We start from the raw sequence: 23,901 nt of genomic DNA on the forward strand, positions 1-23,901 counted from the left end.
CGACTGATGACGCGACCGGCCCACTCATCTCTCCCGGCGGAGGTCCAGGAAGCCTTCCGGGACGGCGCGGAGCGCTTCTGCGCCTCGGTCGACCGGGCGCTGGACATCTCCGCGGCGAAGTTCTCCGGCGCCGAGTTCTCCGGCGCCGAGTTCTCCGGCGTCCCCGGGCCTCTCGTCCACCGCGACCCGAAGACCCAGTTCCTCCTCCACCGGGATCGGGCCGGGACGGCGGACGCCGAGGGCTTCTCCTCCCGTGCGCGCTCCTCCCTCGCCAAGGCCCGGACCTCCCCCTACCCGACGCCGGTGGTCGTGGCTCCGACCCGCTCGAAGTACTTCAAGGACATGTTCCAGGACCCGGAGAGCCTGCGGGCCGCGGGAATCGCCGAGTAGCGGACGCCCGGAGCCCGCTCACCCACCGGCGCCCCTCGGTGCTGCGAGCACGGCTCCGGGCTCAGCCAACAGCTCATCGAGCGGGGCGAGTTGCACGATGCTGCCCTCTACACTCACTCCGGTCGCACACTGGCACAGGCGCATGGCGAGGGGCTTCATGACGTACGCGACGAGGCAAGGAAGCGCAAACCGCGCAAGGCGCACACAACAAGGACAGGTGGTACTGGCCCTCGGCGGGATGCTGCTCGCGGGCTGTTCCAGCTCGGGCGACGCCGGGCACCGGACCGGTCCGAGCGCCTCCTCCGCCGTGACCTCACCGGCCGCACAGCGCGGGACGGCCGGCCCCGCCACGCGCTTCACGGTCGACCCCGCGCGCGTCCCCACCACCCCGTCCGCCGCCCTCGGCCTGGTCCGCGCCGTCACCGCGGGCCCGGACAGCTACGGTCCGGGCTACGTCAAGCGCCCGCCGTACGAGAGCGATCCGGCCGCCTGGCCCGCTCTCGGCACCGACTGCGTCTGGCGGCAGGAGCCCCTGCCCGGCGACGTCCTCGCCACCTTCACCCGCCACAGCCGGCTGCCCGCGGCCGGCTCCAAGGGCGAGGTCCGCGCCGCCGCCACCGTCACCCTGCACCGCACCGCCGCCCAGGCCGACCAGGAGATGGCCGAGACGCTGGAGGAGGCGCTGCGCTGCCCCGACCAGCAACTGCGTGCCACCGAGCGGATCAGCGGCCTGAACTCGATCGGCTCCGGCTACGGCACGAACGGCGACACCTCCGCCGACGACTGCCTCATCGAGATGGGCACGTACGACGATCCGGCGCTCGGCAAGGGGTCGACGTACTACCTCTGGGACCAGGTCAGGCTCGGTCCGGTGACCATCGCCGTCGTCGTCGAGGGCGGCAAGGGCTTCGCCCAGGGAGACCTGCTGACCGTCCAGGCACGGGCGGTGGCCGGAATGGAGACCAAGGTGCGCACCGAACTGGGAGCCCGGAAGTGACCGACCGCTCCCTGCACCCTTCCGACCCGTCGTTCGTCGGCGGACATCGCCTCCTCGCCCGGCTCGGCGAGGGCGGCATGGGCGTCGTCTATCTCGGCCGTACGGAGTCGGGAGCGCTCGCCGCCGTCAAGGTGATCCAGGCCGAGTACGCGCACGACGAAGCCTTCCGCGTCCGGTTCCGCCGCGAGGCGAACGCCGCGCGCCGCGTGGACAGCCCCTGGGTGGTCGAGGTCACCGGTGCCGACCCCGCCGCCGAACAGCCGTGGCTGGCCACCGCGTTCGAGCCCGGCCCGTCCCTCGCCGACGCGGTCGGCCGGTACGGCCCGCTGCCCCTGCGCACGGTGCGTCTGCTCGGCAAGATGCTGGCCCGCGCGCTCACCGCGGTGCACGACGCCGGTCTGGTGCACCGGGACGTCAAACCGGGCAACATCCTGCTCGCCGCCGATGGCCCCCGCCTCATCGACTTCGGTATCGCCCGCTCCCTGGACGACACCGCGATCACCTCGGCCGACCTCGTCGTCGGCACCCCCGGCTTCCTCTCCCCGGAACAGGCCATGGCCCGTGGCGGGGACCTCGGTCCGGCCGGTGACGTCTTCTCGCTGGGCTGCGTGCTGGCCTACGCGGCGACCGGCCGCCCGCCCTTCGGCAGCGGCACCGCCGACGCCCTGCTCTACCGCGCCGTCCATGACAGCCCCGACCTCGACGGCGTGGACGAGGAGATGCGTGCCGTCCTGCTGCGCTGTCTGGCCAAGGACCCCGCCGACCGGCCCACTCCGGCCGAACTGGACGCCGCCCTGGTGGAGGATGTGTCCCCGGGCACCGCCGAGTGGCTGCCCGCCGACATCGTCCGCATGGTCGCCGAACGGTCGGCCGCGATGCTGGCCCTGCCCGAGATCGAGGCCACACTCGCCGAGGCGCCGCGCGAGCCGGCCTCGTCGCGCCGCAGGTTCCTCGCCGTCGCCTCCGGCGCCGCAGCCGTGGTCGCCGCGGGCGGGGGCGTGGCCGCCTGGGCCGCCCTGCGTCCCGGCACCGGGAAGAAGCAGGCCGGGGCGCCCGGTTGGGCGCTGGGGGTGCAGGCCGACCTCAGCGGTGCCGGCCGGGCGGCCGGGCAGGCCCAGGAGCAGGGGGCACGGCTCGCGGTGGAGCAGTTCAACGCCCGCGGCGACAGGCCGTTCACGCTGGAGCTGAAGACCTCCGACGACGCGGGCCGGGCCGACCGGGCCGCCGCCGCGGCCCAGCGCCTCGTGGACGACCCGGACGTGCTGGCCGTGCTCGGTTCGAGCACCGACGAGACGACCCAGGCCGCACTGCCCGTCTACGACACGGCCCTGCTGCCCCTGATCAGCATGTCCGCCGGACAGAACCTGTACCAGAACGTCCGCTCCTTCGTGCGCGGCCGCCCCCTGCACGGCACCGTCGCCATGAAGCTCGCCTTCCATCTGGAGGCGACCGGCGCGGCCACCCGCGTCGGCGTCCTGCTGGACCGCACCGGCGGTGACGTCTCCTGGCAGACCGTCCAGATGGTCAACCTCGTCGTCCGGTCGTACGGCGACGCCACCCACCCGCGCGTCGTCCCCGCCGGCACGACCGACTTCGGACCTGTCCTGGAGGACATGCGCCGGGCCGGCATCGAGGCGTTCGTCTACGCCGGGCCCTTGGAAGGGGCGATCCGGGCCGCCGAGGGACTGGCCGGCTTCGGCGGACCGAAGTACGCCGCCGAACCCGCCCTCGACCCCCGCTTCGCCGCGGAGAAGAGCGCGGCCGGCTGGACGGTCGTGGCCGGGGCGATCGGCCCCGGCGCGGCTCAGGTCCGCACCTTCGCCCAGGCGTTCCACAAGCGGTACGGACACCCGCCCGGGTTCTGGGCGGCCGAGGGCTACGACGCGGCGAACCTGCTGATACGGCAGCTCACCGCCACCAAGGGCAGGCGCCCGGCGCGCAAGGCGCTGGTCGCTCCGCTGAAGAACGCCACGTACCACGGTCTCACCCGGGACTTCGTCTTCGACCCGAAGCTCCTGCAACTCAGCACTCCCGCCAGCTTCGTCCACCAGGTGCGCGACGGTGCCTTCCACTACCTGGGACCCGCCCCGGACAAGGCGCCGCGGGCGAAAGGGAAGTGACGGTGCGTCCGCTCACCGCGCAGGACCCGGAGTCGGTCGGCGGCCACCGCCTGCTCGCGCGGATCGGCACGGGCGGCATGGGCGTCGTCTACCTCGCCCGTTCCAAGGGCGGTGCCCTGGCCGCCCTGAAGGTGATCCGCGCCGAGCACGCCGCCGACCCCGGGTTCCGGGCCCGCTTCCGCCGCGAGGCACAGGCCGCCGCGCGGATCGACGGCCGCTGGACCGCCCCCGTCACGGCCGCCGACCCCGAGGCGGCCGAACCCTGGATCGCGACCGCCTTCGTCCCCGGGCCCTCGCTCGCGGAGACCGTCGCGGAGCACGGGCCGCTGCCCCCGGACACCGTACGGGCACTGGGGGCGCGGCTCGCCGAGGCGCTCGCCGCCGTCCACGCGGCCGGGCTGGTGCACCGCGACATCAAACCGGGCAATGTGCTGCTCGCCCCCGACGGGCCCCGCCTCATCGATTTCGGCATCGCACGCGTCGGCGGGGTCACCGCCCTGACCGCGACCGACGTGGTGATCGGCACGCCCGGCTATCTCTCACCGGAACAGGCCCGTGCCCGCGACGAGGAGGTGGGCCCGCCCAGCGATGTCTTCTCCCTGGGCTGCGTCCTCGCCTACGCGGCGTCCGGCAGGCCGCCGTTCGGCGGGGGAGTGGCGCCCGTCGTGATCTTCCGCACCGTCCACGAGGACCCCGGCCTCGGCGGCATCACGGAGGACGGCCTGCGGACCCTGGTCGCCCGCTGTCTCGCCAAGGACCCGGCCGCCCGCCCGACCGTGCCCGAACTCCGCGCCGGACTGGGCGACTTCGGCTCGGACGACTGGTTGCCACCCGGGCTGCACGCCGTCATCGCCGAACGCTCGGCCCAGGTGCTGCACCTGCCCGAGCCCGAGCGGCCCGCGGTGCCCGCGACCCTGGTGGACGAGCCGCCCGCGCCGAGCCGCCGACACCTGCTGGTGCTGGGCGGTACGGCTGCCGTCGTGCTGGCAGGCGGTGGCTCCACGGCCGCCTGGCTGGCCGGCAGCGGCAAGGGGCCGTCCTCCAGCGCCGCCTCCCGGCCGCGCCGCACCGTCGCCGTGCAGGCCGATCTCTCCGGCTCGGGCAAGGAGCTCGGTACCTCGGTCGTACACGGAGTGCGACTGGCCGCGGAACAGCACAACGCGCGCGCGGACCGCCGATTCGACCTGGCCCTCACGGTCCTCGACGACGGGGGAGACGCGGGCCGGGCCGACGAGGCGGCCCGGCGCCTCGTCGCGGACGGCCGGGTGTGCGCGGTGATCGGGCCGACCTCCGACGCCACCGCCCTCGCGGCCCAGGACCGGTACAAGAAGGCGCTGCTGCCGATGATGACGGCCTGGGCCGGCTCGGATGCCCTGTACGCCGCCGTGGACACCGAGAACCCCACGTCCTCCGTGTTCCAGCTACGCCCCTCCGACAGCGCGATGGGCGCGCCCCTGGTCCGCTGTCTCACCAGCCTGCGCCCGGCCCGCCGCGTCTTCCTCGTCGAGGACCAGGCGGCCCCGGACTACAGCTGGCCAATCGCCCACAACCTGATGGTGAACCCGCCGTCCCACGGCACGGTCACCCGGCACCAGGTCGCCGCCGGCACCGGTGACTTCGGCCCAGCCGTCGCCGCCGCCCTCGCGGCACACGCGCAGGCCGTCGTCTACTGCGGCGAGTCCCCACGGCGCGCCGCCGCCTGCGCACGGGCGCTACAGGCGGCAGGCTTCACCGGAATCCCCGCGGCGACCGAGGCCGTCCTCACACCCGAGTTCCTGCGCGCGGCGGGGACGGCGGCCGAGGGGTGGGTCTTCTCGGCGACGTTCGTGGACCCGGCCCGTCTGACGACGGCCGCCGGTTTCGTACGGTCGTTCAAGAAGCGGTACGGCGTGCGGAGCGTGGGCCGGGGCGCGGCCGAGGCCTACGACGCCCTCGGTCTCCTCGCACAGGTCCTCGCCACCCCGGGAACGGGCCTCGCGGACCGCAGCACCCTCACCCACCGGCTGCGGACCGCGTCCTACCGGGGCATCACCCGGACGTACGCCTTCCGGGTACCGACGGGCGCGGTGGAGGAGGAACCCGGGCTGTTCCTGTGGCGGGTGGAGCACGGGACCCCGCTCTTCCTGGGCCAGTACCAGCAGGCGAAGCTCTACTAGCCCGAGGACGGCGGCTGGGCGGCCGAGAGGATCGCCGGGCGGGATGGCCGGGTCCACCCCTCGGGCACCACCTTCCCGGTCCCCCTCCGTCGGTCTCCGGCCCCGAAGGGCCGGAGCGATCCCGGCCTACTGCTTCTTGAAGGAGCGGATCTGGTAGCTGCCCTGGAGGTTGCCGCCGTGGCCGGCGGCCGTCGAGCCGACACGCGCGTGATAGTTGGTCTGGGTGTAGTACTGGACACGGTGGCCGGTTCCGTTCCACAACGACAGCACCTTCTTGCCGTTGCGGATGAAGGAGCACTTGTCGGCGGTGTTGGCGACCTTCTCCGCCGTCCACTGACAGCGGCTGCCGCCACCGTCCCAGCCGCTGTAGATGCAGAAGTGCCCCGGGTCGCAGTGATAGGACGCGGCGGAGACGACCGCTGCCGGGGCGGCCGAAACGGCGGCGGTGGCGGCGGGGGCTGTGCCGAGAGCTGCCGCGAAGGCGAGCGAGGCGAGGGCGATCGGAGTGACACGGCGCATGAGAGTCGTTCCCTTTCCACTGGTTTTCCACTGGTTTTCCACTGGTCCCACCGTGGTCTTCCTCGAACCACGACCGTCAGTCTCACGCGCTGTGAACAGCGGCCAACAGGGCGTGCGGCCAGGCGCGTGAGGCGCCTTACGCAGTCACCGGTACCATCTCTCCCTCGGGTGAGCCGGGGCCTCCGGCGGAGACGGGGGCACGGCGCCGTACACCACCGCCGTGCACGGCGCGCCGAACCCGCACGCCGTCCAGGCCCGGACGCCGCCGGGAACCGGTCAGGTGTCCGGCGAGGCGGGAAGATCACACCCGACGGGCCGATAAACGCATTCAGGTGATTGTCACTGCTTCGAGGTAAGCGCCTCGTCTCCGCGGTGAAGGCGGCCAGTTCGGTGGCTAGCTTTGTGCCGGCGGCCGGAACGCCGCTGTTCCCGCCCCGAGTTGTCCGTTCCGCCCATGTCTCCCGGTCGGCGCAGCCGTCTGCGCCGGGCGTCCCGTCGTGCAAGGAGATAGCCCCTCGATGTCCGTCGACAGCACCCCGGAAGCTCGGACCACCGCGCCACAGCAGTCCCTGAGCACCGCCGCCGCCCGCAACCTCGCCACGATCACCAAGTCCGCGCCGCAGATGCAGGAGATCACCTCCCGCTGGCTGCTGCGGATGCTGCCCTGGGTCGAAGCACAAGGCAGTACCTACCGCGTCAACCGACGGCTGCGGCACACCCTCGGCGACGGACGCATCGAGTTCGTCCAGGAGGGCGCCACGGTGCGCGTCATCCCGGAAGAACTCGGCGAACTGGCCCTTCTGCGCGGGTTCGACGACACGGACGTCCTGACCGCCCTCGCCGGGCGCTGCACGCAGCGGGACTTCACCGCGGGCGAGGTCCTCGCCGAGCGCGGCAGCCCCGCGGACCGGATCCACCTGATCGCCCATGGCCGGCTGAGCCAGACCTCGGCGGGGGAGTACGGCGGGGAGGTCGGCATCGGCATCCTCGCGGACGGCGGCCACTTCGGCGACAACGCCCTGCTCGATCCCGACGCCACACACGACTGCACGGTCACCGCCGAGACCTCCGGGACCCTCCTCACCCTCTCCCGCGCCGACTTCGACGCCGTCCTGGCCTCCACGCCCCGTCTCCAGGCCCACGTCGCCGACTTCCGCTCCCGCGCACGGGAGCGGCAGAACAAGCACGGCGAGGCCGAGATCGCCCTGTCGGCAGGTCACGTGGGCGAGACAGAAGTACCCGGCACCTTCGTCGACTACGAGTTGAAGCCGCGCGAGTACGAGCTCTCCGTCGCGCAGACCGTTCTGCGGATCCACACCCGCGTCTCCGACCTCTACAACGGTCCGATGAACCAGAGCGAGGAGCAACTCAGGCTCACCGTCGAAGCCCTGCGGGAACGCCAGGAACACGAACTCGTCAACAACCGCGAGTTCGGACTGCTGCACAACGCCGACTTCAAGCAGCGCATCCAGCCCCGCTCCGGCCCGCCGACCCCGGACGACATGGACGAGCTCCTCTGCCGTCGGCGCGGCACGAAGTTCTTCCTCGCCCACCCCAGGACGATCGCCGCCATCGGACGGGGCTTCAGCGCCTGCGGCCTCTACCCCGACCACGTCGACCTCGGCGGGCAGTCCGTCCCCGCCTGGCGCGGCGTCCCCATCCTGCCCTGCAACAAGATCCCGATCAGCAAGGAGCAGACCAGCTCCATCATCGCGATGCGGACCGGCGAAGAGAACCAAGGGGTCATCGGGCTGCGGCAGACGGGACTGCCGGACGAGTACGAACCGGGCCTGTCCGTACGGTTCATGGGCATCAACGAACAGGCGATCACCTCGTACCTCGTCAGCGCCTACTACTCCACCGCGGTCCTCGTGCCCGACGCCCTGGGCGTGCTGGAGAACGTGCGGATCGCGCCCGGCGCAGGCCGAGGCGCATGAGCAGGACCACGCCTGACACGCCGCACGCACAACGCGGCGCCCATCCCGCCGCAGCAAGGAGCCGCCGATGCCCGAAGCCGTGCCCGACGCCCCCGCCCCGGCAGTCCAGGACCCTCCGTCCGCGCCGTCCGCGCCCGGTTTCCTGACCGCACTGCATCCGCCCGTCGGAATCCCTCACCCCTCACCCGCCCCGGCGCCCGGCTCGGGCGACGAGGCGGCGTCCGGCACGACCACGGCCGGCTCCTCCCTCCAGCGGATCCTGTGCGGCCCGACCGGACTGGGCACGACCTCGCTCTCCCTGGCCGGAAGGTACGAACCTCCGCTTCCCGCGCCGCAGGTCCCGGCCCCCGCCGCTCCCGCCGCCGGGGGAGCCGTCCCCGGCCTCTACCACCACCCCGTACCGGAGCCCGACCCGGCGCGCGTCGAGGAGGTGAGCCGCCGGATCAAGCACTGGGCCGAGGAGGAGGTGCAGCTCTATCCCGAGGAGTGGGAGGCACAGTTCGACGGCTTCTCCGTCGGCCGCTACATGGTCGTCTGCCACCCCGACGCCCCGACGGTCGACCACCTGATGCTGGCGACGCGGCTGATGGTCGCGGAGAACGCGGTGGACGACTGCTACTGCGAGGACCACGGCGGATCGCCCGTCGGTCTCGGCGGACGTCTGCTCCTCGCGCACACCGCGATCGACCCGTTCCACAGCACCGCGGAGTACACCCCGGCATGGCAGGAGTCGCTCGGCTCGGACGCCCCGCGCCGCGCCTACCGCAGCGCGATGGACTACTTCGTCCGCGCGGCGACCCCCTCCCAGACCGACCGCTACCGGCACGACATGGCCCGACTCCACATGGGCTATCTCGCCGAGGCCGCCTGGGCGCAGACCGACCACCTCCCGCAGGTGTGGGAGTACCTGGCGATGCGGCAGTTCAACAACTTCCGGCCGTGCCCCACGATCACCGACACCGTCGGCGGCTACGAGCTGCCCGCGGACCTGCACGCCCGGCCGGACATGCAGCGGGTCATCGCGCTCGCCGGCAACGCGACCACCATCGTCAACGACCTCTACTCGTACACCAAGGAACTCGACAGCCCCGGGCGGCACCTGAACCTGCCGGTGGTGATCGCCGAACGCGAGCGACTGAGCGAGCGCGACGCCTATCTGAAGGCCATCGAGGTCCACAACGAGCTCCAGCACGCCTTCGAGGCGGCCGCGGCCGACCTCACGGAGGCGTGTCCCCTGCCGACCGTGCTGCGCTTCCTCAAGGGCGTGGCCGCCTGGGTGGACGGCAACCACGACTGGCACCGCACCAACACCTACCGCTACAGCCTGCCCGATTTCTGGTGAGAAACGGATATCTCTGTGACGACCGAAACGACCTCCACCGCCACCGCGAAGATCCCGGCCCCGGCGACGCCCTACCAGGAGGACATCGCCCGCTACTGGAACAACGAGGCGCGGCCGGTCAACCTCCGCCTCGGTGACGTGGACGGCCTCTACCACCACCACTACGGCATCGGCGCCGTGGACCATGCCGCGCTGGGCGATCCGGCGCACAGCGAGTACGAGAAGAAGCTCATCGCGGAGCTCCACCGGCTGGAGTCGGCGCAGGCGGAATTCCTCCTGGACCACCTGGGCCCGGTCGGCCCCGGCGACACCCTCGTCGACGCCGGCTGCGGACGGGGCGGCTCCATGGTCATGGCCCACCGACGCTTCGGCTGCACGGTGGAAGGAGTGACCCTGTCCGCCGCTCAGGCCGACTTCGGCAACAGGCGCGCGAGGGAACTGCGCATCGGGGACCACGTCCGCTCCCGTGTGTGCAACATGCTCGACACCCCCTTCGACAAGGGAAGCGTCACGGCCTCGTGGAACAACGAGTCGACCATGTACGTCGACCTCCACGACCTGTTCGCCGAGCACTCCCGCTTCCTGAAGGTGGGCGGCCGCTATGTGACGATCACCGGCTGCTGGAACCCCCGCTACGGCCAGCCGTCGAAGTCGGTCTCCCAGATCAACGCCCACTTCGAGTGCAACATCCACTCCCGCCGTGAGTACCTGCGCGCCATGGCCGACAACCGGCTCGTACCGCAGACCGTCATCGACCTCACCCCGGACACCCTGCCCTACTGGGAGCTGAGGGCCACCTCGTCACTGGTCACCGGCATCGAGAAGGCATTCATCGAGTCCTACCGCGACGGCTCCTTCCAGTACGTCCTGATCGCGGCCGACCGCGTGTGAGCCCGGTCCGCCGCTTCCCGGACCCGCACCCTGGCTGTCGGCGTGTGCGTCCGCGCCCGACGCCCGCGAGGGCGGCGACTCCTCCGCCGGTCGACCCGGAACTGCGTCGACCAGCGCCGCGCCGGGCGAGCCGTACCACTGTGCCGAACCGGGGCCGTCACCCGCCGCACCCTCCGCCACCGCTGCCGCACCCGCTGCCGCAGCCACCGCCTCCGGACGACGACGAGGACGAGGAGGACGAGGAGGACCGGGAGAAGAACCCGGAGCCGAAGAGGGACGAACGGGGTGTCGGATCAGGGAGGTTGATCCAGCCTGCCGTGGCGACGGAGAGCACCCCGACCGGCACCTGGGGGCCGTCGCCGCCAGGCCCCCAGCGCACCGGGTAACCCGATCGCCCTGCGTTGCGTACCGCGTACCAGCCGGCAGGGGTGATCCGGGGCGGTGTGCAGACGAAGATCGCCGCCACCACGAGAGAGACCAGCAGGAAGAGCACCAGCCAGCCCACCGGACGCCCCAGACGGGTGCCGTTCACCAGCCGGGCGGCGCCGACCCCGATCAGCACCAGCATCGGCAGCCCGGCCGACCGCCCGGCCAGCCGGCGTGTGCGGCCGGGCAGCAGACCGAGCCTGCGCGCACCGCCCCCGGCCCGGCGGATCTCCGGCAGGCGCAGAGCGGCCTCGTGCATCAGCGCCGCCTTGGTGATCTCCTGGCTCCGCGCGGCCTCCAGGACGGCCCGCTGCACCGGTTCGTCGGGCACGCTGCCGGAATAGGTGAGGGTGCCGTCCCGGGCCATGCGCAGATGGCCGCTCTGGACGAGGGCGCGGACGGCGGTGCTCACCACCTGCCGCTGCCCGCCGACGACCCGGGCGATGGTGTACACGTCCGGTACGGAGTCGGTGTCCGTGACGGGGTAGAAGCGGCGGGCTGCTTGCCGTACGGCCACGCCGAGCAGCACGGCGACCACGAATCCCGCGGCGTACAGGCCGAGGAACTCCGGGCCGGTGAAACCCCAGGGGGCGTTCATCGCTGCCTCCCATGAACGAAGTCGACGCCCAGTCAGGCGTTGTGATGCGGTCGATGGCGTCGAACACGACGTCGACGGGCATCCGGTCGGTTCCACGAGCCGGCCGAGGCACCCACCCGCCGAGATCCTGCCAGTACGGTCCGCCCCCGTCGGTGGCTGCCGGTCACACGCTGCCGTAAGGTCGTCCGGCACCCGCACGTTCCCTCTGTCCAGTACCACAGGAGACCTGTCGTGAGCCTTGACGGCCTGCCCGCCCCCTCCGCTTCGGGCGGAGCCGGCGAGGCGGACGCCCGCAAGCAGCGCCTGCGCCGCCGCCTGGAGCGGTTGATCGGCGTGGCGGCCACCGAGGGCAACGCGCTCGTGCCGCTGCGCAACGGCGACGAGATCTTCCCGGCCATGCTGGGCGCCATCCGCTCGGCCCGGCACACGATCGACATGATGACCTTCGTGTACTGGCGCGGTCAGATCGCCCGTGACTTCGCCGCCGCCCTGGCCGACCGCTCCCGGGCGGGGGTGCGGGTACGACTGCTGCTCGACGGCTTCGGCGCCAAGAAGATCGAACAGCGGTTGCTGGACCTCATGGACGAGGCCGGGGTGCAGGTGGCGTGGTTCCGCAAGCCCGCCTGGCTCTCACCGTTCAAACAGAACCACCGCTGCCACCGCAAGGCCCTCGTCGTCGACGAGCACACGGCCTTCACCGGCGGTGTCGGCATAGCGGAGGAGTGGTGCGGCGACGCTCGCGGCCCCGGCGAATGGCGCGACACACATGTGCGGGTGCGCGGCCCGGCCGTGGACGGCATAGCCGCCGCGTTCGCGCAGAACTGGGCCGAGTGCCACGACGAACTCTTCGACGACCGCGACCGTTTCACCGCACACGACCAGATCGGAACCTCGGTCGTTCAGGTCGTCCGGGGCTCGGCCAGTATCGGCTGGCAGGACATGCAGACCCTCATCCGGGTCGTGCTGGCCTCGGCCGAAGAACGCTTCCGCCTGGCCACCGCCTACTTCGCGCCCGACGCGTACTTCGTCGACCTGCTGTGCCGGACCGCCCGGCGCGGCGTGTGCGTGGAGATCCTGCTCCCGGGCCCCCACACCGACCAGCGAGCCTGCCGGCTCGCCGGGCAGCAGCACTACACCCGGCTGCTCCAGGCGGGCGTGCACATCCGCCAGTATCAGCCGACCATGATGCACGCCAAGATCATCACGGTGGACTCGGTGGCCGCCCTGATCGGCTCGACCAACTTCAACCGCCGTTCCCTGGACCACGACGAGGAAGTCATGCTCGCCGTGCTGGACGAGGAGTTCACCGCCGAGCTGGACCGGGACTACGAGACGGACCTGCGCCGCAGTGTGGCCATCGATCTCGACCGGTGGAAGCGACGCGCGGTGCTCCAGCGGCTCAAGGAGACGGCCGTCACGCCGATCCGGCGCTTCCTGTGAGCCCGGCGCCGACGCGGGCAGCGTCTCCCGGCTCGGCGAACCGGCCGGTCGGCGCCCTGCCTCCTCCGCTGTCCGGCTGCCGGAGAAACCGCCGGAGAAGCTGCCCGGGAGACAGCGCTCAGGGCCGATCAGGACCTCACGCGTGTGTGGCGTCCGGGTCGGCGTGCCCGGCGATCCAGCGGTCGACGCGCTCCCACTGGGCCAGCAGCCACTCGCTGCGGGCTTCCTCGCCGCGCGGGACGCGCCCGGCGGGTACGCGCCACCAGTGCGCCCGCACGCCCTCCCGCAGCGGCAGCCGGGCCCAGACGGTGCGCGCCGAGTGCAAGGAGTCGAGGCCGGTGTGCGCGACGAAGACCACGTCGGCGGTGGGCGCGGCGGCGATCGCGGCGAGGGCGCCGGCGTCCCGCGGCGGCAGGACATGGCGCATCCGTTGCGCGCGGGACGCCCGCCGCCGCAGCCCCCGGCGGCGCAGCGATGCGATCGCGCGCCGGCGGCGGCGCGGGGTGAAGTTGCCGCCCTCCGGGAAGATCACGAGGGCGTCGCCCGCGCCGAGCCCGGCTGCCAGGTCCCCGACGGCGTCCTCGGCCCGGCTCCCGATGGCCGGGAGGAAGCAGTGCGGGACCCGCCCGACGAGGACGTCCAGGGCGGGATCGGCGCGCAATGTCCGCTTCAGCACGGTGTGGGGGCGCAGCCCCGCCTGGCTGAGCAGTGTCTGCAACAGCAGGAAGGAGTCGCCGACCCCGGCGTGCCGTACGAGGACGAGCACCGGCGCCGCCGCGTGCGCGCACCCCTCCGGCGGCGGAGGCGTCACCGTCACGTGGAGTCGGAAGACCCGCTCACCCGCCCGCCTCAGCACCCGAAGCAGCCTCTCCAGCAGGGCGAAGGCGTCCGCCGCGTGTCGCGCACGGTCGCGTCGGCCGGGCAGCCGCCGCACCCACAGTCCCGCGGCGGCCACCAGCCCGGCCAGATCCACCAGGAGGTACAGAAGGGCGAAAGCGGCGATCCGCACCGGGCGCCACGGACCACGGGTGGCGAGCGAGACGGGCGCGCAGAGCACGCACGCGGCGACGAGGAGCACGGCCACCACAGGCACGAGGGCGAGCAGCAGCGCGGTGGTGACCGTACGGCGCAGCCCGGTCAGCACGGGCCCGGCCGACCGCCCCGGCCGCTCGCCCCATTTTCCCGCGTCGGGTATCTCGGCGTCGGTCACGGGGCGCCGTCGGATGCGCCGAGGACCGTCTCGACGTACCGGGAGGAGGCCGCGTAGGCGCGCTCGATGCGCTCGGCGGTCCGGCCGAAGGTGCGGTACCGCAGCTGCCGCAGGGTGGCCGTGCCCTCGTCGGCGCCCGAACCCGATGGCAGCACCCGCACGGTGACGCCCGCGGGCAGGTCCGCCATGTCGCGCGCGAACCGATGCCTGCGGGCGATCTCGAACGCCACCAGCGCCACCTGCCAGGGCGCGCGCGGCGGGGAGAGCGCCCGCTCGACGCGGCCTACCTGAAGGACGTAGATCTCGGTCGCGCCCAGGGCCACCGCGCGGCCCACGGGGATGCTGTTGACCAGGCCGCCGTCCACGAAGTGCGCGCCGCCGAGCCGGACCGGCGGCAGCAGGCCGGGCACCGCGCACGAGGCGAGCACGGCGTCCACCAGCGGTCCGTCGGTGAACCAGTGCTCGGCGGCCCGTTCGATGTTCGCGGCGACACACTGGAACGGCAGGGACAGCGCCTCGATCCGGGTCACCGGCAGGTGGGCGCAGAGCAGTTCGCGCAGCGGCGCGGGGTGGTAGAGGTGGGTGCCGCTGCGCACGGCAGTGGTGAGCCGCCCGAGCAGCGACCCGGAGAACACACCGGCGCGTCCGAGGCCGGTCCAGAGGTCGGCGAGCCGGGTCACCGACGCCTGCGACGGGTCGGCCGCGACGGCGGCACCGTTGATCGCGCCGACGGACGTGCCGACGACGAGGTCCGGGTGCACTCCGGCGGCGAAGAGCGCCTTGAGCATCCCCACTTCGTAGGCGCCGAGGGCGCCCCCGCCGCCCAGCACGAAGGCGCGGGTCGGTGCACGGTCGGGGCGGCCGTCCTCCATGGCCCACAAGTGCCCCGGCCTGGCGCCGTCAACCGCCGGGGCGGCGGCCCGCCGGGCCCGGAAGTGACCCGCCGCGCCCCGCCCGCACCACACAGCCGGGGGAGGGACCCGTCACCCGAGCCGGTCGTGGCGGGCGCCGCTCGCGCGGCGCTGCTCCGTGGGACCGGCCAGCAGCAGCGCCGCCCACAGAGCGGCCTGGACCGCGAGACCGAGCACGGTACGCACACCGGCCCCGGTGGAGATGGCAGAGGCCAGCAGACCGGCGGAGAGCACCAGGAACGCGAGGTAGGCCAACTGGGCGGAGCGGAGGACCGCGCCGGTCCAGGCGGAGGACCCCGGCGGCCGCCGTTTCGGACGCGGTGTCAGGTGATCGGTCGGCCGGGCAGTCGACATCTGGTTCCCCTCCCGTGCTTCCTCCGTACCGGTTTCCCGCCGGCCGGCGGGACCGTGACAGGAGTCGGGTGCCCCGGCGCGGGAGGCGGACACGCGGTGCGGGCGGATCAGCCGTCCCGGGGCGGCCGGTTCAGGGCGATACGCGCGGTGATGCGCTTGCCGTCCGGTTCACGCTGGATCTCGACCTCCTGGCTCAGTGCGGCGACGATCTCCAGACCGTGCTGGCCCACGCGCGCCGGGTCGGCGAGTCTCGGGGTCGGCAAGGTGGTGTCGCCGTCCCGGACGGTGACTGTCAGCGTCCCGCCGCCGGAGGCCAGCATCAGCTCGATGGGCCCTGAGCCGTATTTGACGGTGTTGGTGACGAGTTCGCTCACCACCAGCTGGACGGCCGCCGCGACGCTCTCCGGCAACGGGCGGCCGTCGTCCGTCACCGAAGCGGCCAGGTAGTCGGCCGCGAAGGCGCGTGCGTCAGCGATCCGCAGGGTGGCACGGTCCAAAGCGACCGAGACGTGTCTCGGCCGCACTTCGCCCGGCGCCCCTTCGCCCGATGGACTGTTCAGCCCCGTCTCATCCATTCCAACTGCCACGTTACCCCCGTGTGCCGCACGCTGTGCCGACGATTCCCCCACCATGGGAACATCTGTCACTCCCACAGTAGTTCCGCATGTCGACGGCTTGTAGCCTCGCGGCACGTGACCATGATCGGGCAGGGCGGGTCCGGGACAGCAGCGACGTGGCGGCTCGGCCGCTCGCGCGCTTGGCCATCACCGGGACCGCCATCACCGGGACCGCATGGACGTGCCCCGGGTCAGCTCTCGGTCAGCATGCCTTCGCGCAGCCGGGACAGGCAGCGGGAGAGCAGCCGGGAGACGTGCATCTGGGAGACGCCGAGGCGTTCGCCGATCTGGGCCTGGGTGAGCTCCTCGACGAACCGCATGTGGATGATCTGCCGGTCCCGTTCGTCGAGGGCGGCGATCACCGGTGCCAGGGCGTGGAAGTCCTCCACCAGGGCGAGGGCCGCGTCGTCGAAGCCGATGAAGTCGGCCAGCGGGGTCTCGCTGTCGTCGCTCGTGCTCAGGGCGGCGTCCAGGGACGCGGCCCGGTAGCCGTTGGAGGCGACACGGGCCTCGACGACCTCGGCCTCGCTCAGGCTCATCAGCTCGGCGAGCTCCCTGGTGCTGGGAGTGCGGCCCATGCGGCTGCGCAGTTCCTCGGTGGCCTGCGCGAGGTGGACACGGGCCTCCTGCAGCCGGCGGGGCACGTGCACCGCCCAGGAGGTGTCACGGAAGAAGCGCTTGATCTCGCCCACGATGTAGGGCACGGCGAAGGAGGTGAACTCCACCTCGCGGGAGATCTCGAACCGGTCGATCGCCTTGATCAGGCCGATCATGCCGACCTGGACGATGTCCTCCATCTCCTCCGGGTTGCGGCTGCGGTAGCGGCCGGCCGCGAAGCGGACGAGGGACATGTTCATCTCGATCAGCGTGTTGCGCGCGTAGCTGTACTCGGGCGTGCCCTCCTCCAGCGTGGCCAGCCGACTGAAGAACAGCCGCGACAGCTCGCGTGCGTCCTTCGGAGCCACCTTGGAAGGATCGCCGATCTCCGGCAGCACCTCCTGCGTGCGTACCCGGACCTCTGCGACGGCGATTGCCATGGGTGCCCCTCCCGACCTTGCTGAACTCGTCTTCCGAAACCGGCGAGACCGCCGGTACCCCCGATTTCGCCGGGCATGCACGCCCGTTGCTCATTCGTTCTCGGCCCGGCGCACGCGCGCGCCGGACGGCACGGCGTCATGTTCGCGGAACAGGCACGACCGAGGGGCCCGACTCGTCCCGCCCGGCCCCTCCAGAAGCGCTCCGAACCGCGTGTCTGCGGATCACAGACGGTGGTGCTGTGCCGGTCCGGCTGCCGAGAGCCGGACCGGCACAGCACGAACACGCCCTTCCTGCGGATGCCCGCGCGCCCGGTCGATTCCGTCGAGCGCCGCCTCGTTCCGGGCCGTACCCGAAGTGACGTGGAGACAGCGGTGGTCGAGCGGGATCAGGCGGTCCCGTCGTCCCCGTGGCTGCGCACGATCTCCTTGACCTTGGCCACCGCGAAACCCCAGCCCTGTTCGACGGTCGGCTTGGCCGGGACCGCGACCTCGTCCGGGTTGGTGAGCACGTCGAGCAGCACCGGACCCGGGGTGCCGAAGGCGCGGCGCACGGACTTCTCCAGGTCGGCCGGGTCGGTGACACGGATACCGGGGATGCCCATGGCCTCGGCGACCGCGGCGAAGTCCGGATTGTCCAGGACTGTGCCGAACTCCGGGAGCCCGGCCTGCTCCTGCTCCAGTTTGACCATGCCCAGCCGGCGGTTGTCGAAGACGACCAGCTTGACGGGGAGCCGGTGGGTCTTCAGCGTCATCAGGTCGCCCAGGAGCATGCTCAGACCGCCGTCCCCGCAGAAGGCCACGACCTGCCGGTCCCGGTCGAGGCACTGGGCGCCCAGGGCCTGCGGCATCGCGTTCGCCATCGAGCCGAGGTTGTAGGAGCCGATCAGCCGGCGCTCCCCGCGCATCTCGACGAACCGCGACAGCCACACCGTGGCCATCCCGGTGTCGGAGGTGAAGACGGCGTCGTCCGCGGCGAGCCGGTCCACCACGGACGCCAGCGCCTCGGGGCGGATGTCGTCAAAGCGGTTGTCGAGCGAGGACCGCAGACGGCCGATGAGCCCCTTGTCGTGCGCCGGGTCGGCCAGCCGCGCCTGGCCCGTACGCCACTGCTCGAAGCGCTTGCGTGCCTTCTCCAGGTGCGAGCGGTCCCGCGGGCCGTCGGCCCCGTCCACGCGGTCGGCGAGATGGGTGAGGAGGGCGCGGACGGTCGCGCCCGTGTCCCCGACGAGACCGGCCTCGACCGGCACGCGCCGCCCGATGTGGGCCGCCTCCGTGTCGACCTGCACGACGGTCTTCCCCTCCGGATACCACTCCCGGTAGGGGAAGTCGGTGCCCAGGAGCAGCAGCGTGTCCGCGTCCTCCAGCGCGGACGCGGCGGCCGGGTTGCCGATCAGCCCCGTCTGGCCGACCTGGAAGGGATTGGTGTCGCCTTCGAAGCCTTCCTTGGCCTTCAGGGTGAGGACCATCGGCGCGGCCAGCCGGTCGGCCAGGGCGAGCACCTCCTCGCGAGCCCGTCGGGCGCCCCGCCCCACGAGCAGGGTGACCCGCTCGGCCCGGTCCAGGAGCTCGGCCGCCCGGCTCACGGCCGACTCCTCGGGCCTGGTCACCGGCGGGTTGAGGGAGAAGCGGGCCGGGCGGTCCGTACCCACCTCGCGTTCGCCGAGATCACCCGGCACGGTCAGGACGGCCACGCCCTTGCGGCCGATCGCGTTGCGCACCGCCGCCTCCAGCAGCTGAGGCAGCTGGTCGGGCGAGGTGAGAGTGGCGCGGAAGACCGCCACGTCGCTGAAGAGGGCGTCGTTGTCGACCTCCTGGAAGTAGTCGCTGCCCAGTTCGCTCAGCGGCACCTGGCCCGCGACGGCCAGGACCGGCGTACGGCTCTTGGCCGCGTCGTACAGTCCGTTGAGGAGGTGGACGGAGCCCGGTCCGACCGTGCCCATGCAGACCCCGAGAGTGCCGCTGAGCTGAGACTGGGCGCTCGCGGCGAACGCCGCGCCTCCTCGTGCCGGCATCCCACCCACTCCAGGCCGTCGGTGGTGCGCAGGGCGTCCGTCAAGGGGTTCAGGGCGTCCCCCACGACACCGAACACCTGGCGTACGCCGAGTTCGCTCAGCGCGTCCACGATGACACGGGCGACAGTACGGGCCACTTCGATCCTCCAGAAGAGAAGACAGACGGATTGAACAGGTCGGACGACGACCGACCGACCGGCCGGGCCGGTCCGGCGGCGACCGGCCGGACCGGCGGCGACCGGCAGGCCGGACAGGGACCCGACAGGTCAGACGGTGAACCGGTCGGGGTCGGCGGCCTTCCAGTCGGCCGCCCAGTCCTCGGGCGGCTCGTCGAGCAACTGCCCCGGCTCCAGCCACTCGTACAGCTCCGCGTAGGAGCGCGCGGTGTGCGGATCGATGCGGCGGCGCAGCATGTGCGGGCGCAGCTCGGCCGGGTCGGTGACCCCCATGGAGGCCATGATCTCCAGGGCGCTGGCCACGGTCGCCTCCTGGAAGCGCCGCACACGCGGGGTCTTGTCCCGGACGTCGAGGGCACGGGCGCGCCGGGCGTCCTGGGTGGCCACACCGCTGGGACAGGCGTTGGTGTGGCATCGCTGGGCCTGGATGCAGCCGACGGCGAACATCATCGCGCGAGCGGCGTTGCCGTAGTCGGCGCCCTGGACGAGGCGTTTGACCAGATCGGTGCCGGTGGCGATCTTGCCGCTCGCGCCGATGCGGACGCGGTCGCGCAGCCCCGCGCCGACCAGGGCGTTGTGCACGGTGAGCAAGCCCTCGGTCAGGGGCGCGCCCACATGGTCGGCGAACTCCAGCGGGGCGGCCCCGGTACCGCCCTCACCGCCGTCCACGATGATGAAGTCGGGCGCCGTGCCCTCCTCCAGCATGGCCTTGCACACGGCGAGGAACTGCTGCCGCGAACCCACGCACAGCTTGAATCCGGTCGGTTTGCCCCCGGACAACTCCCGGAGCCGGGCGACGGACCGGACCAGCTCCCGCGGGGTGGAGAACAGCTTGTGGTACGGCGGTGAGATCACCGTCCGACCCCGGGGCACGTCACGCACCTGCGCTATCTCCGCGTTGACCTTCGAGCCCGGCAGGACACCGCCGATGCCCGGCTTGGCGCCCTGCGACAGCTTCAGGGAGACGCACTTGACGTGGTCGTGCGCGGCCTTGTCGGCGAACTCGGCGGGATCGAAGTCACCGTCCTGGGTGCGGCACCCGAAGTAACCGGTCCCGATCTCCCAGACCAGGTCCCCGCCCGGCCGAAGGTGATACTCCGAAAGCCCCCCTTCGCCCGTGTCATGGGCGAAGCCGCCTGCCGCTGCGCCGCCGTTGAGGGCGAGGATCGCGTTGGCCGACAGCGAGCCGAAGCTCATCGCCGACACGTTCAGCAGCGCCATGTCGTAGGGGCGGCGGCAGTCGGGGCCGCCGATCCGGACCCGCGGGGGTGTGCGCGGCGCCTGGCGCGGAGCCATGGACGGCACCAGGTACTCGTATCCCGGCAGGTGGACGTCGCGCTCGGTGCCGTACGGCTGCTCGGCGTCCGTGCCCTTGGCCCGTTCGTAGACGATGGTGCGGACGTCCCGGTCGAAGGGGCGGCCGTCGAAGTTCCGCTCGATGAAGTACTGCTGCAGCTCGGGGCGGATCCGTTCCAGGAGGAAGCGGGCATGGCCCAGCACGGGATAGTTGCGCAGCACCGAGTGCCGGCGCTGCGCGAGGTCCCATGCCCCCAGCAGACCCAGCGCGAGGAGCGGCACGGCGCCGAAGCACCACCACGGCGACGCCGCCACCGCGGCGAGGGCGGCGAGCAGGCCGAGCGTCAGGGGCAGGGCGACGAGTGCGATGCGGGTCACCCCTCGCTCATTGCCCGCCGACGCCCTTCCACTCCCGCGGTCCGTCAGGAATCCCGGCAGGACGGTGCACCACCGCCGCCCGGAGCAGGCGGCGGCGCCCGACCCTCCCGGCCCTCCGGTGTGTCCCGGTCCTCCCGAGCCGCCCCGGCCCGCGAGCGCGCGCCCCGCTCCCGCCGGGTACGCCCCGCTCCCGCGGCACGGACCCGCTCCGACCGGGGGCCGGGTGACGGCGGCCGGCGGCGTGATGAGAACGTGAAGCCGCAGATCCCGTGGTGGACACCGCGCGGCCGGACTCCGCCCCGCCGGACCGCTGCGGTTCACCCGTCTGCCGTACGATCATTGTCTACAGCGAGGAGCGTGGAAGTGACCGACGACCGTGGTTCGCAGCGCCTGGTGGAGCTGCTGACCGGCAACAGTGAGGCGTTCGTCGCCCAGTGGGTGACCGTGGTGGGCGAATCGCTCACGGGCCGACTGAGCACCGCGGAGGTGGAGCGGGAGCTCCGTGACCTCTACACAGCCATGTGCGCCGGACTCGCCACCGGCGAACTCAGCGTGCACTCCGACGGTTTCGCCGAGGTCCGCAGCCTCCTGGTGGAGCTGTCCCGCAACCGTGCCCGGCAGGGCTTCACCCCGACCGAGACGGCCATCAGCGTCTTCGCCCTCAAGCAGGTCCTGGAGCCGTCACTCACCGGGAGCGCCGGGGACGTCCGCGCCTACCTCCAGCTCAGCCGCGTCCTGGACGAACTCGGCCTGCTGACCGTGGAGGCGTACGCGCGCACACGCGAAGAGATCATCTCCGCGCAGGCCGACCAGCTCCTGGAACTGTCGACCCCGGTCGTCAAGCTCTGGGACGGCGTCGTGGCGGTGCCCCTCGTCGGCACCCTGGACTCGGCGCGCACACAGGTCGTGATGGAGCGGCTGCTCCAGGCGCTGATCGACTACAACTCGACGCAGGCGATCATCGACATCACCGGCGTCCCCGCGGTCGACACCCAGGTCGCCCAGCACCTGCTGAAGACCGTGGTCGCCGCGCGGATGATGGGCGCCGACTGCGTCATCTCGGGCATCCGCCCGCAGATCGCGCAGACGATCGTCGCCCTGGGGATCGAGTTCGGCGACATCCCGACGAAGAGCACCCTGGCCGACGCCCTGCGGCACGCGCTGGGCACCATCGAGCGGGACAAGAAGCTGGCGGAGAACCGCGGGAGCCTCCTGTGACCGATCGCGTCCCCGTTCTCCAGATCTCGGACGTCCTGCTGGTGTCCATCCAGGTCGATCTGGAGGACCACACCGTCCTGGACCTCCAGGACGACCTCTCCAAACGCATCGTCGACACCGGGGCACGCGGCGTCGTGATCGACATCTCCGCCCTGGAGATCGTCGACTCGTTCGTGGGTCGCATGCTCGCCACGGTCGCCGCCATGTCCCGGGTGCTCGGCGCGGAGACCGTCGTGGTCGGCATGCGTCCGGCGGTCGCCATCACCCTGGTCGAACTGGGGCTGACCCTCGGCGGCGTACGCACCGCTCTGAACCTGGAGGCCGGCCTGGCGGCTCTTCGCCGCGCCGTACACGCCGAGCAGCCGGGCCGCGCCTGATGCCCGGCGACACCGCGCGGCGGGCCGAGTCGATCGAACTCGACGGGAGCGCCGGTGTGGTCAAGGCGCGCCAACTGGTGCGCGCCCTCGCGCAGGAGGCCGGACTGTCCCTGGTCGACCAGACCAAACTCGTCACCGCCGCCAGTGAACTGGCGCGCAACACCGTCGTCTACGGGGGAGGGGGCCGGATGGACGCCGAGGCGGCCTGGAGCAACGGCCGCTCCGGAGTCCGGCTGCTCTTCGCCGACGAAGGCCCCGGCATCCCCGACGTGGAGCTGGCCCTGACCGACGGCTGGACCACCGGCAGCGGCATGGGACTCGGCCTCAGCGGCGCCAAGCGCCTCGCGGACGAGTTCGAACTGGACACCGGCGTGGGACGCGGGACCCGGGTCACCATCGTGAAGTGGGCCCGGTGACCGCTCCTCTGCTCGCCGAACCCGGTGAGACCGTCTGGCTCCGGGTCGACGTCGGTCTGCCCATCGCGGCCCGCCGGGAGGCCGCACGGCTGGCCCGCCGCCTCGGTATCGGCGAGGACCGCGTCGCCTCGGTCGAGATCGTGGCGACCGAGGCGGCCACCAACCTCCAGCGGCACGCCGTCGACGGCGCCCTCGTCCTGCGGGTGGCGATGGACGGGGAACACGCGGCACTGGACATCCTGTCCACGGACACCGGCCCCGGCATCGCCGACCTCCGGGCGGCGCTGCGCGACGGGACGTCCTCCGCCGGGACCCTCGGGGTGGGCCTCGGTGCCATCGTCCGGCTCGCCGACGCCTTCGACATCCACACCCTGGCCGGTCGCGGCACGGCCCTGCTCGCCCGCTTCCACGCCGACGGCCGAGGGGCCGCCGCCTGCGCCTCCTCCGGAGTGGAGATCGGCGGCCTCACACGCCCCATCGGCGGCGAGGAGATGTGCGGGGACACCTGGGCGGTGCGATACGCCGACACACCCGCCGAGGGGGCGGAGGCCACCACCCCCCTCCTCGCCATGATGTGCGACGGGCTGGGCCACGGCCCGCAGGCGGCGCGGGCCGGCGAGGTGGCGCGGGAGGCGTTCCGGACGAGCCGCGGCACGCGGCCGCAGGCCGTCCTGGAGGACATGCACCGCGCCCTGCGCGGCACCCGGGGCGCCGCGGTCGCCGTGGTCCGGGTCGACTTCCCCGGCCGCCAGATCGAGTTCGCGGGCGTCGGCAACACCACGACCTGTCTGGTCTCCGACGGCCGCAGGTCCTCCCTGCTCTCCTCGCCCGGCATCGTCGGAGCCCATCTGCCCCGGGCGCGGAGCGTCTTCGCCGACGCCGCGCCGGGCGCGGTCCTCGTCATGCACTCGGACGGCCTCAACGACCGCTGGTCCCCCAGTTCCTTCCCCGGCCTCTTCGCCCGCACCCCCACGGTCGTCGCCGCGCAGATCCTGCGGGACGCGGGCGCGCGCCGCGACGACATCGGCGTACTGGTCCTCAAGGCGGCGACACCGTGAACCCCGGGCCGGCCGGAGACCCCGC

The 23,901-nt window shown here is 72.6% G+C and carries 20 protein-coding genes and 1 pseudogene; 12 read left to right on the forward strand and 9 right to left on the reverse strand.

The genetic code is table 11. From position 1 onward, the window contains the following. Window positions 1-6 precede the first annotated feature (6 nt). From A8713_RS31585 to A8713_RS31600, 4 genes are all read left to right on the forward strand, one after another. Window positions 7-390 (forward strand): hypothetical protein, encoded by a 384-nt coding sequence (locus A8713_RS31585; protein ID WP_064537129.1) that lies wholly within the window; start codon window positions 7-9, stop codon window positions 388-390. A gap of 217 nt (window positions 391-607) precedes the next feature. Further along, window positions 608-1,387, forward strand: coding sequence for a hypothetical protein (locus A8713_RS31590; RefSeq protein WP_107440752.1), 780 nt, complete (start codon window positions 608-610; stop codon window positions 1,385-1,387). Continuing rightward, window positions 1,384-3,507 (forward strand): bifunctional serine/threonine-protein kinase/ABC transporter substrate-binding protein, encoded by a 2,124-nt coding sequence (locus A8713_RS31595; protein WP_079159216.1) that lies wholly within the window; start codon window positions 1,384-1,386, stop codon window positions 3,505-3,507. The genes A8713_RS31590 and A8713_RS31595 overlap by 4 nt, the downstream gene beginning before the upstream one ends. Before the next feature lie 2 nt (window positions 3,508-3,509). Further along, window positions 3,510-5,663: a bifunctional serine/threonine-protein kinase/ABC transporter substrate-binding protein gene (locus A8713_RS31600; RefSeq protein ID WP_064537130.1), complete on the forward strand. Its 2,154-nt coding sequence runs from the start codon at window positions 3,510-3,512 to the stop codon at window positions 5,661-5,663. Between the two features lie 126 nt (window positions 5,664-5,789). Here the strand turns inward: A8713_RS31600 and A8713_RS31605 are convergent, their stop codons facing one another. Next, window positions 5,790-6,182: a peptidase inhibitor family I36 protein gene (locus A8713_RS31605; protein WP_064537131.1), complete on the reverse strand. Its 393-nt coding sequence runs from the start codon at window positions 6,180-6,182 to the stop codon at window positions 5,790-5,792. Between the two features lie 518 nt (window positions 6,183-6,700). Between A8713_RS31605 and A8713_RS31610 the strand changes: the two genes are divergently transcribed. From A8713_RS31610 to A8713_RS31620, 3 genes are all read left to right on the forward strand, one after another. Continuing rightward, window positions 6,701-8,119 (forward strand): family 2B encapsulin nanocompartment shell protein, encoded by a 1,419-nt coding sequence (locus tag A8713_RS31610; protein WP_064537132.1) that lies wholly within the window; start codon window positions 6,701-6,703, stop codon window positions 8,117-8,119. Window positions 8,120-8,186: 67 nt separating this feature from the next. Beyond that, window positions 8,187-9,461: a family 2 encapsulin nanocompartment cargo protein terpene cyclase gene (locus A8713_RS31615; protein ID WP_064537133.1), complete on the forward strand. Its 1,275-nt coding sequence runs from the start codon at window positions 8,187-8,189 to the stop codon at window positions 9,459-9,461. A 15-nt stretch (window positions 9,462-9,476) separates the two neighbouring features. Beyond that, the gene (locus A8713_RS31620; protein ID WP_064537134.1) at window positions 9,477-10,352 is read left to right on the forward strand and encodes a geranyl diphosphate 2-C-methyltransferase; all 876 of its coding nucleotides are present in this window, start codon (window positions 9,477-9,479) and stop codon (window positions 10,350-10,352) included. Window positions 10,353-10,509: 157 nt separating this feature from the next. On the opposite strand, the gene A8713_RS31625 is transcribed toward A8713_RS31620, so the two are convergent. After that, on the reverse strand, window positions 10,510-11,376 hold the full coding sequence (locus A8713_RS31625; RefSeq protein WP_064537135.1) for a TIGR04222 domain-containing membrane protein: 867 nt from the start codon (window positions 11,374-11,376) through the stop codon (window positions 10,510-10,512). Window positions 11,377-11,607: 231 nt separating this feature from the next. Between A8713_RS31625 and A8713_RS31630 the strand changes: the two genes are divergently transcribed. After that, on the forward strand, window positions 11,608-12,816 hold the full coding sequence (locus A8713_RS31630; RefSeq protein ID WP_173860941.1) for a phospholipase D-like domain-containing protein: 1,209 nt from the start codon (window positions 11,608-11,610) through the stop codon (window positions 12,814-12,816). Window positions 12,817-12,952: 136 nt separating this feature from the next. Here A8713_RS31630 and A8713_RS31635 read toward each other — a convergent pair whose 3' ends face one another. The 7 genes and pseudogenes from A8713_RS31635 to A8713_RS31665 all read right to left on the reverse strand — a co-directional run bounded on the left by A8713_RS31635 (window position 12,953) and on the right by A8713_RS31665 (window position 20,807). Next, complete coding sequence (locus tag A8713_RS31635) at window positions 12,953-14,026, reverse strand: 1-acyl-sn-glycerol-3-phosphate acyltransferase (RefSeq protein WP_079159217.1); 1,074 nt, start codon at window positions 14,024-14,026, stop codon at window positions 12,953-12,955. After that, the gene (locus tag A8713_RS31640; protein WP_064537136.1) at window positions 14,023-14,898 is read right to left on the reverse strand and encodes a patatin-like phospholipase family protein; all 876 of its coding nucleotides are present in this window, start codon (window positions 14,896-14,898) and stop codon (window positions 14,023-14,025) included. The genes A8713_RS31635 and A8713_RS31640 overlap by 4 nt, the downstream gene beginning before the upstream one ends. Window positions 14,899-15,009: 111 nt before the next feature. Continuing rightward, entirely contained in the window at window positions 15,010-15,291 is a 282-nt protein-coding gene (locus A8713_RS31645) for a hypothetical protein (RefSeq protein ID WP_237305512.1), read from the reverse strand. 107 nt (window positions 15,292-15,398) lie between these two features. After that, entirely contained in the window at window positions 15,399-15,788 is a 390-nt protein-coding gene (locus A8713_RS31650) for an ATP-binding protein (protein ID WP_335743768.1), read from the reverse strand. 311 nt (window positions 15,789-16,099) lie between these two features. Beyond that, the gene (locus tag A8713_RS31655; protein WP_064537138.1) at window positions 16,100-16,945 is read right to left on the reverse strand and encodes an RNA polymerase sigma factor SigF; all 846 of its coding nucleotides are present in this window, start codon (window positions 16,943-16,945) and stop codon (window positions 16,100-16,102) included. 386 nt (window positions 16,946-17,331) lie between these two features. Further along, window positions 17,332-19,094 (reverse strand): annotated as a pseudogene (locus A8713_RS31660) (thiamine pyrophosphate-dependent enzyme). 129 nt (window positions 19,095-19,223) lie between these two features. Then, a complete protein-coding gene (locus A8713_RS31665) occupies window positions 19,224-20,807 on the reverse strand; it encodes an FMN-binding glutamate synthase family protein (protein WP_064537139.1) in 1,584 nt (527 codons plus the stop codon). A 363-nt stretch (window positions 20,808-21,170) separates the two neighbouring features. Between A8713_RS31665 and A8713_RS31670 the strand changes: the two genes are divergently transcribed. Genes A8713_RS31670 through A8713_RS31685 form a run of 4 tightly spaced genes read left to right on the forward strand, consistent with a single transcriptional unit; the run spans window position 21,171 to window position 23,876 of the window. Continuing rightward, window positions 21,171-22,025 carry an STAS domain-containing protein gene (locus A8713_RS31670; RefSeq protein WP_064537140.1) on the forward strand — a complete coding sequence of 285 codons (855 nt, stop codon included), beginning with the start codon at window positions 21,171-21,173 and terminating at the stop codon, window positions 22,023-22,025. Beyond that, complete coding sequence (locus A8713_RS31675; protein ID WP_064537141.1) at window positions 22,022-22,402, forward strand: STAS domain-containing protein; 381 nt, start codon at window positions 22,022-22,024, stop codon at window positions 22,400-22,402. Before A8713_RS31670 ends, A8713_RS31675 begins: the two co-directional genes overlap by 4 nt. Further along, complete coding sequence (locus A8713_RS31680) at window positions 22,402-22,818, forward strand: anti-sigma regulatory factor (protein WP_064537142.1); 417 nt, start codon at window positions 22,402-22,404, stop codon at window positions 22,816-22,818. Before A8713_RS31675 ends, A8713_RS31680 begins: the two co-directional genes overlap by 1 nt. Continuing rightward, window positions 22,806-23,876 (forward strand): ATP-binding protein, encoded by a 1,071-nt coding sequence (locus tag A8713_RS31685; RefSeq protein WP_173860942.1) that lies wholly within the window; start codon window positions 22,806-22,808, stop codon window positions 23,874-23,876. The genes A8713_RS31680 and A8713_RS31685 overlap by 13 nt, the downstream gene beginning before the upstream one ends. The last annotated feature ends 25 nt before the right edge of the window (window positions 23,877-23,901 follow it).

It is taken from the genome of Streptomyces sp. SAT1 (assembly GCF_001654495.1).
Taxonomy (GTDB): Bacteria; Actinomycetota; Actinomycetes; order Streptomycetales; family Streptomycetaceae; genus Streptomyces; species Streptomyces andamanensis.

Coding starts and splice junctions, on each gene's coding strand:
- A8713_RS31585 (WP_064537129.1), top strand. CDS start 7: ATGACGCGACCGGCCCACTCATCTCTCCCGGCGGAGGTCCAGGAAGCC.
- A8713_RS31605 (WP_064537131.1), bottom strand. CDS start 6,182: ATGCGCCGTGTCACTCCGATCGCCCTCGCCTCGCTCGCCTTCGCGGCA.
- A8713_RS31610 (WP_064537132.1), top strand. CDS start 6,701: ATGTCCGTCGACAGCACCCCGGAAGCTCGGACCACCGCGCCACAGCAG.
- A8713_RS31615 (WP_064537133.1), top strand. CDS start 8,187: ATGCCCGAAGCCGTGCCCGACGCCCCCGCCCCGGCAGTCCAGGACCCT.
- A8713_RS31625 (WP_064537135.1), bottom strand. CDS start 11,376: ATGAACGCCCCCTGGGGTTTCACCGGCCCGGAGTTCCTCGGCCTGTAC.
- A8713_RS31640 (WP_064537136.1), bottom strand. CDS start 14,898: ATGGAGGACGGCCGCCCCGACCGTGCACCGACCCGCGCCTTCGTGCTG.
- A8713_RS31645 (WP_237305512.1), bottom strand. CDS start 15,291: ATGTCGACTGCCCGGCCGACCGATCACCTGACACCGCGTCCGAAACGG.
- A8713_RS31655 (WP_064537138.1), bottom strand. CDS start 16,945: ATGGCAATCGCCGTCGCAGAGGTCCGGGTACGCACGCAGGAGGTGCTG.
- A8713_RS31680 (WP_064537142.1), top strand. CDS start 22,402: ATGCCCGGCGACACCGCGCGGCGGGCCGAGTCGATCGAACTCGACGGG.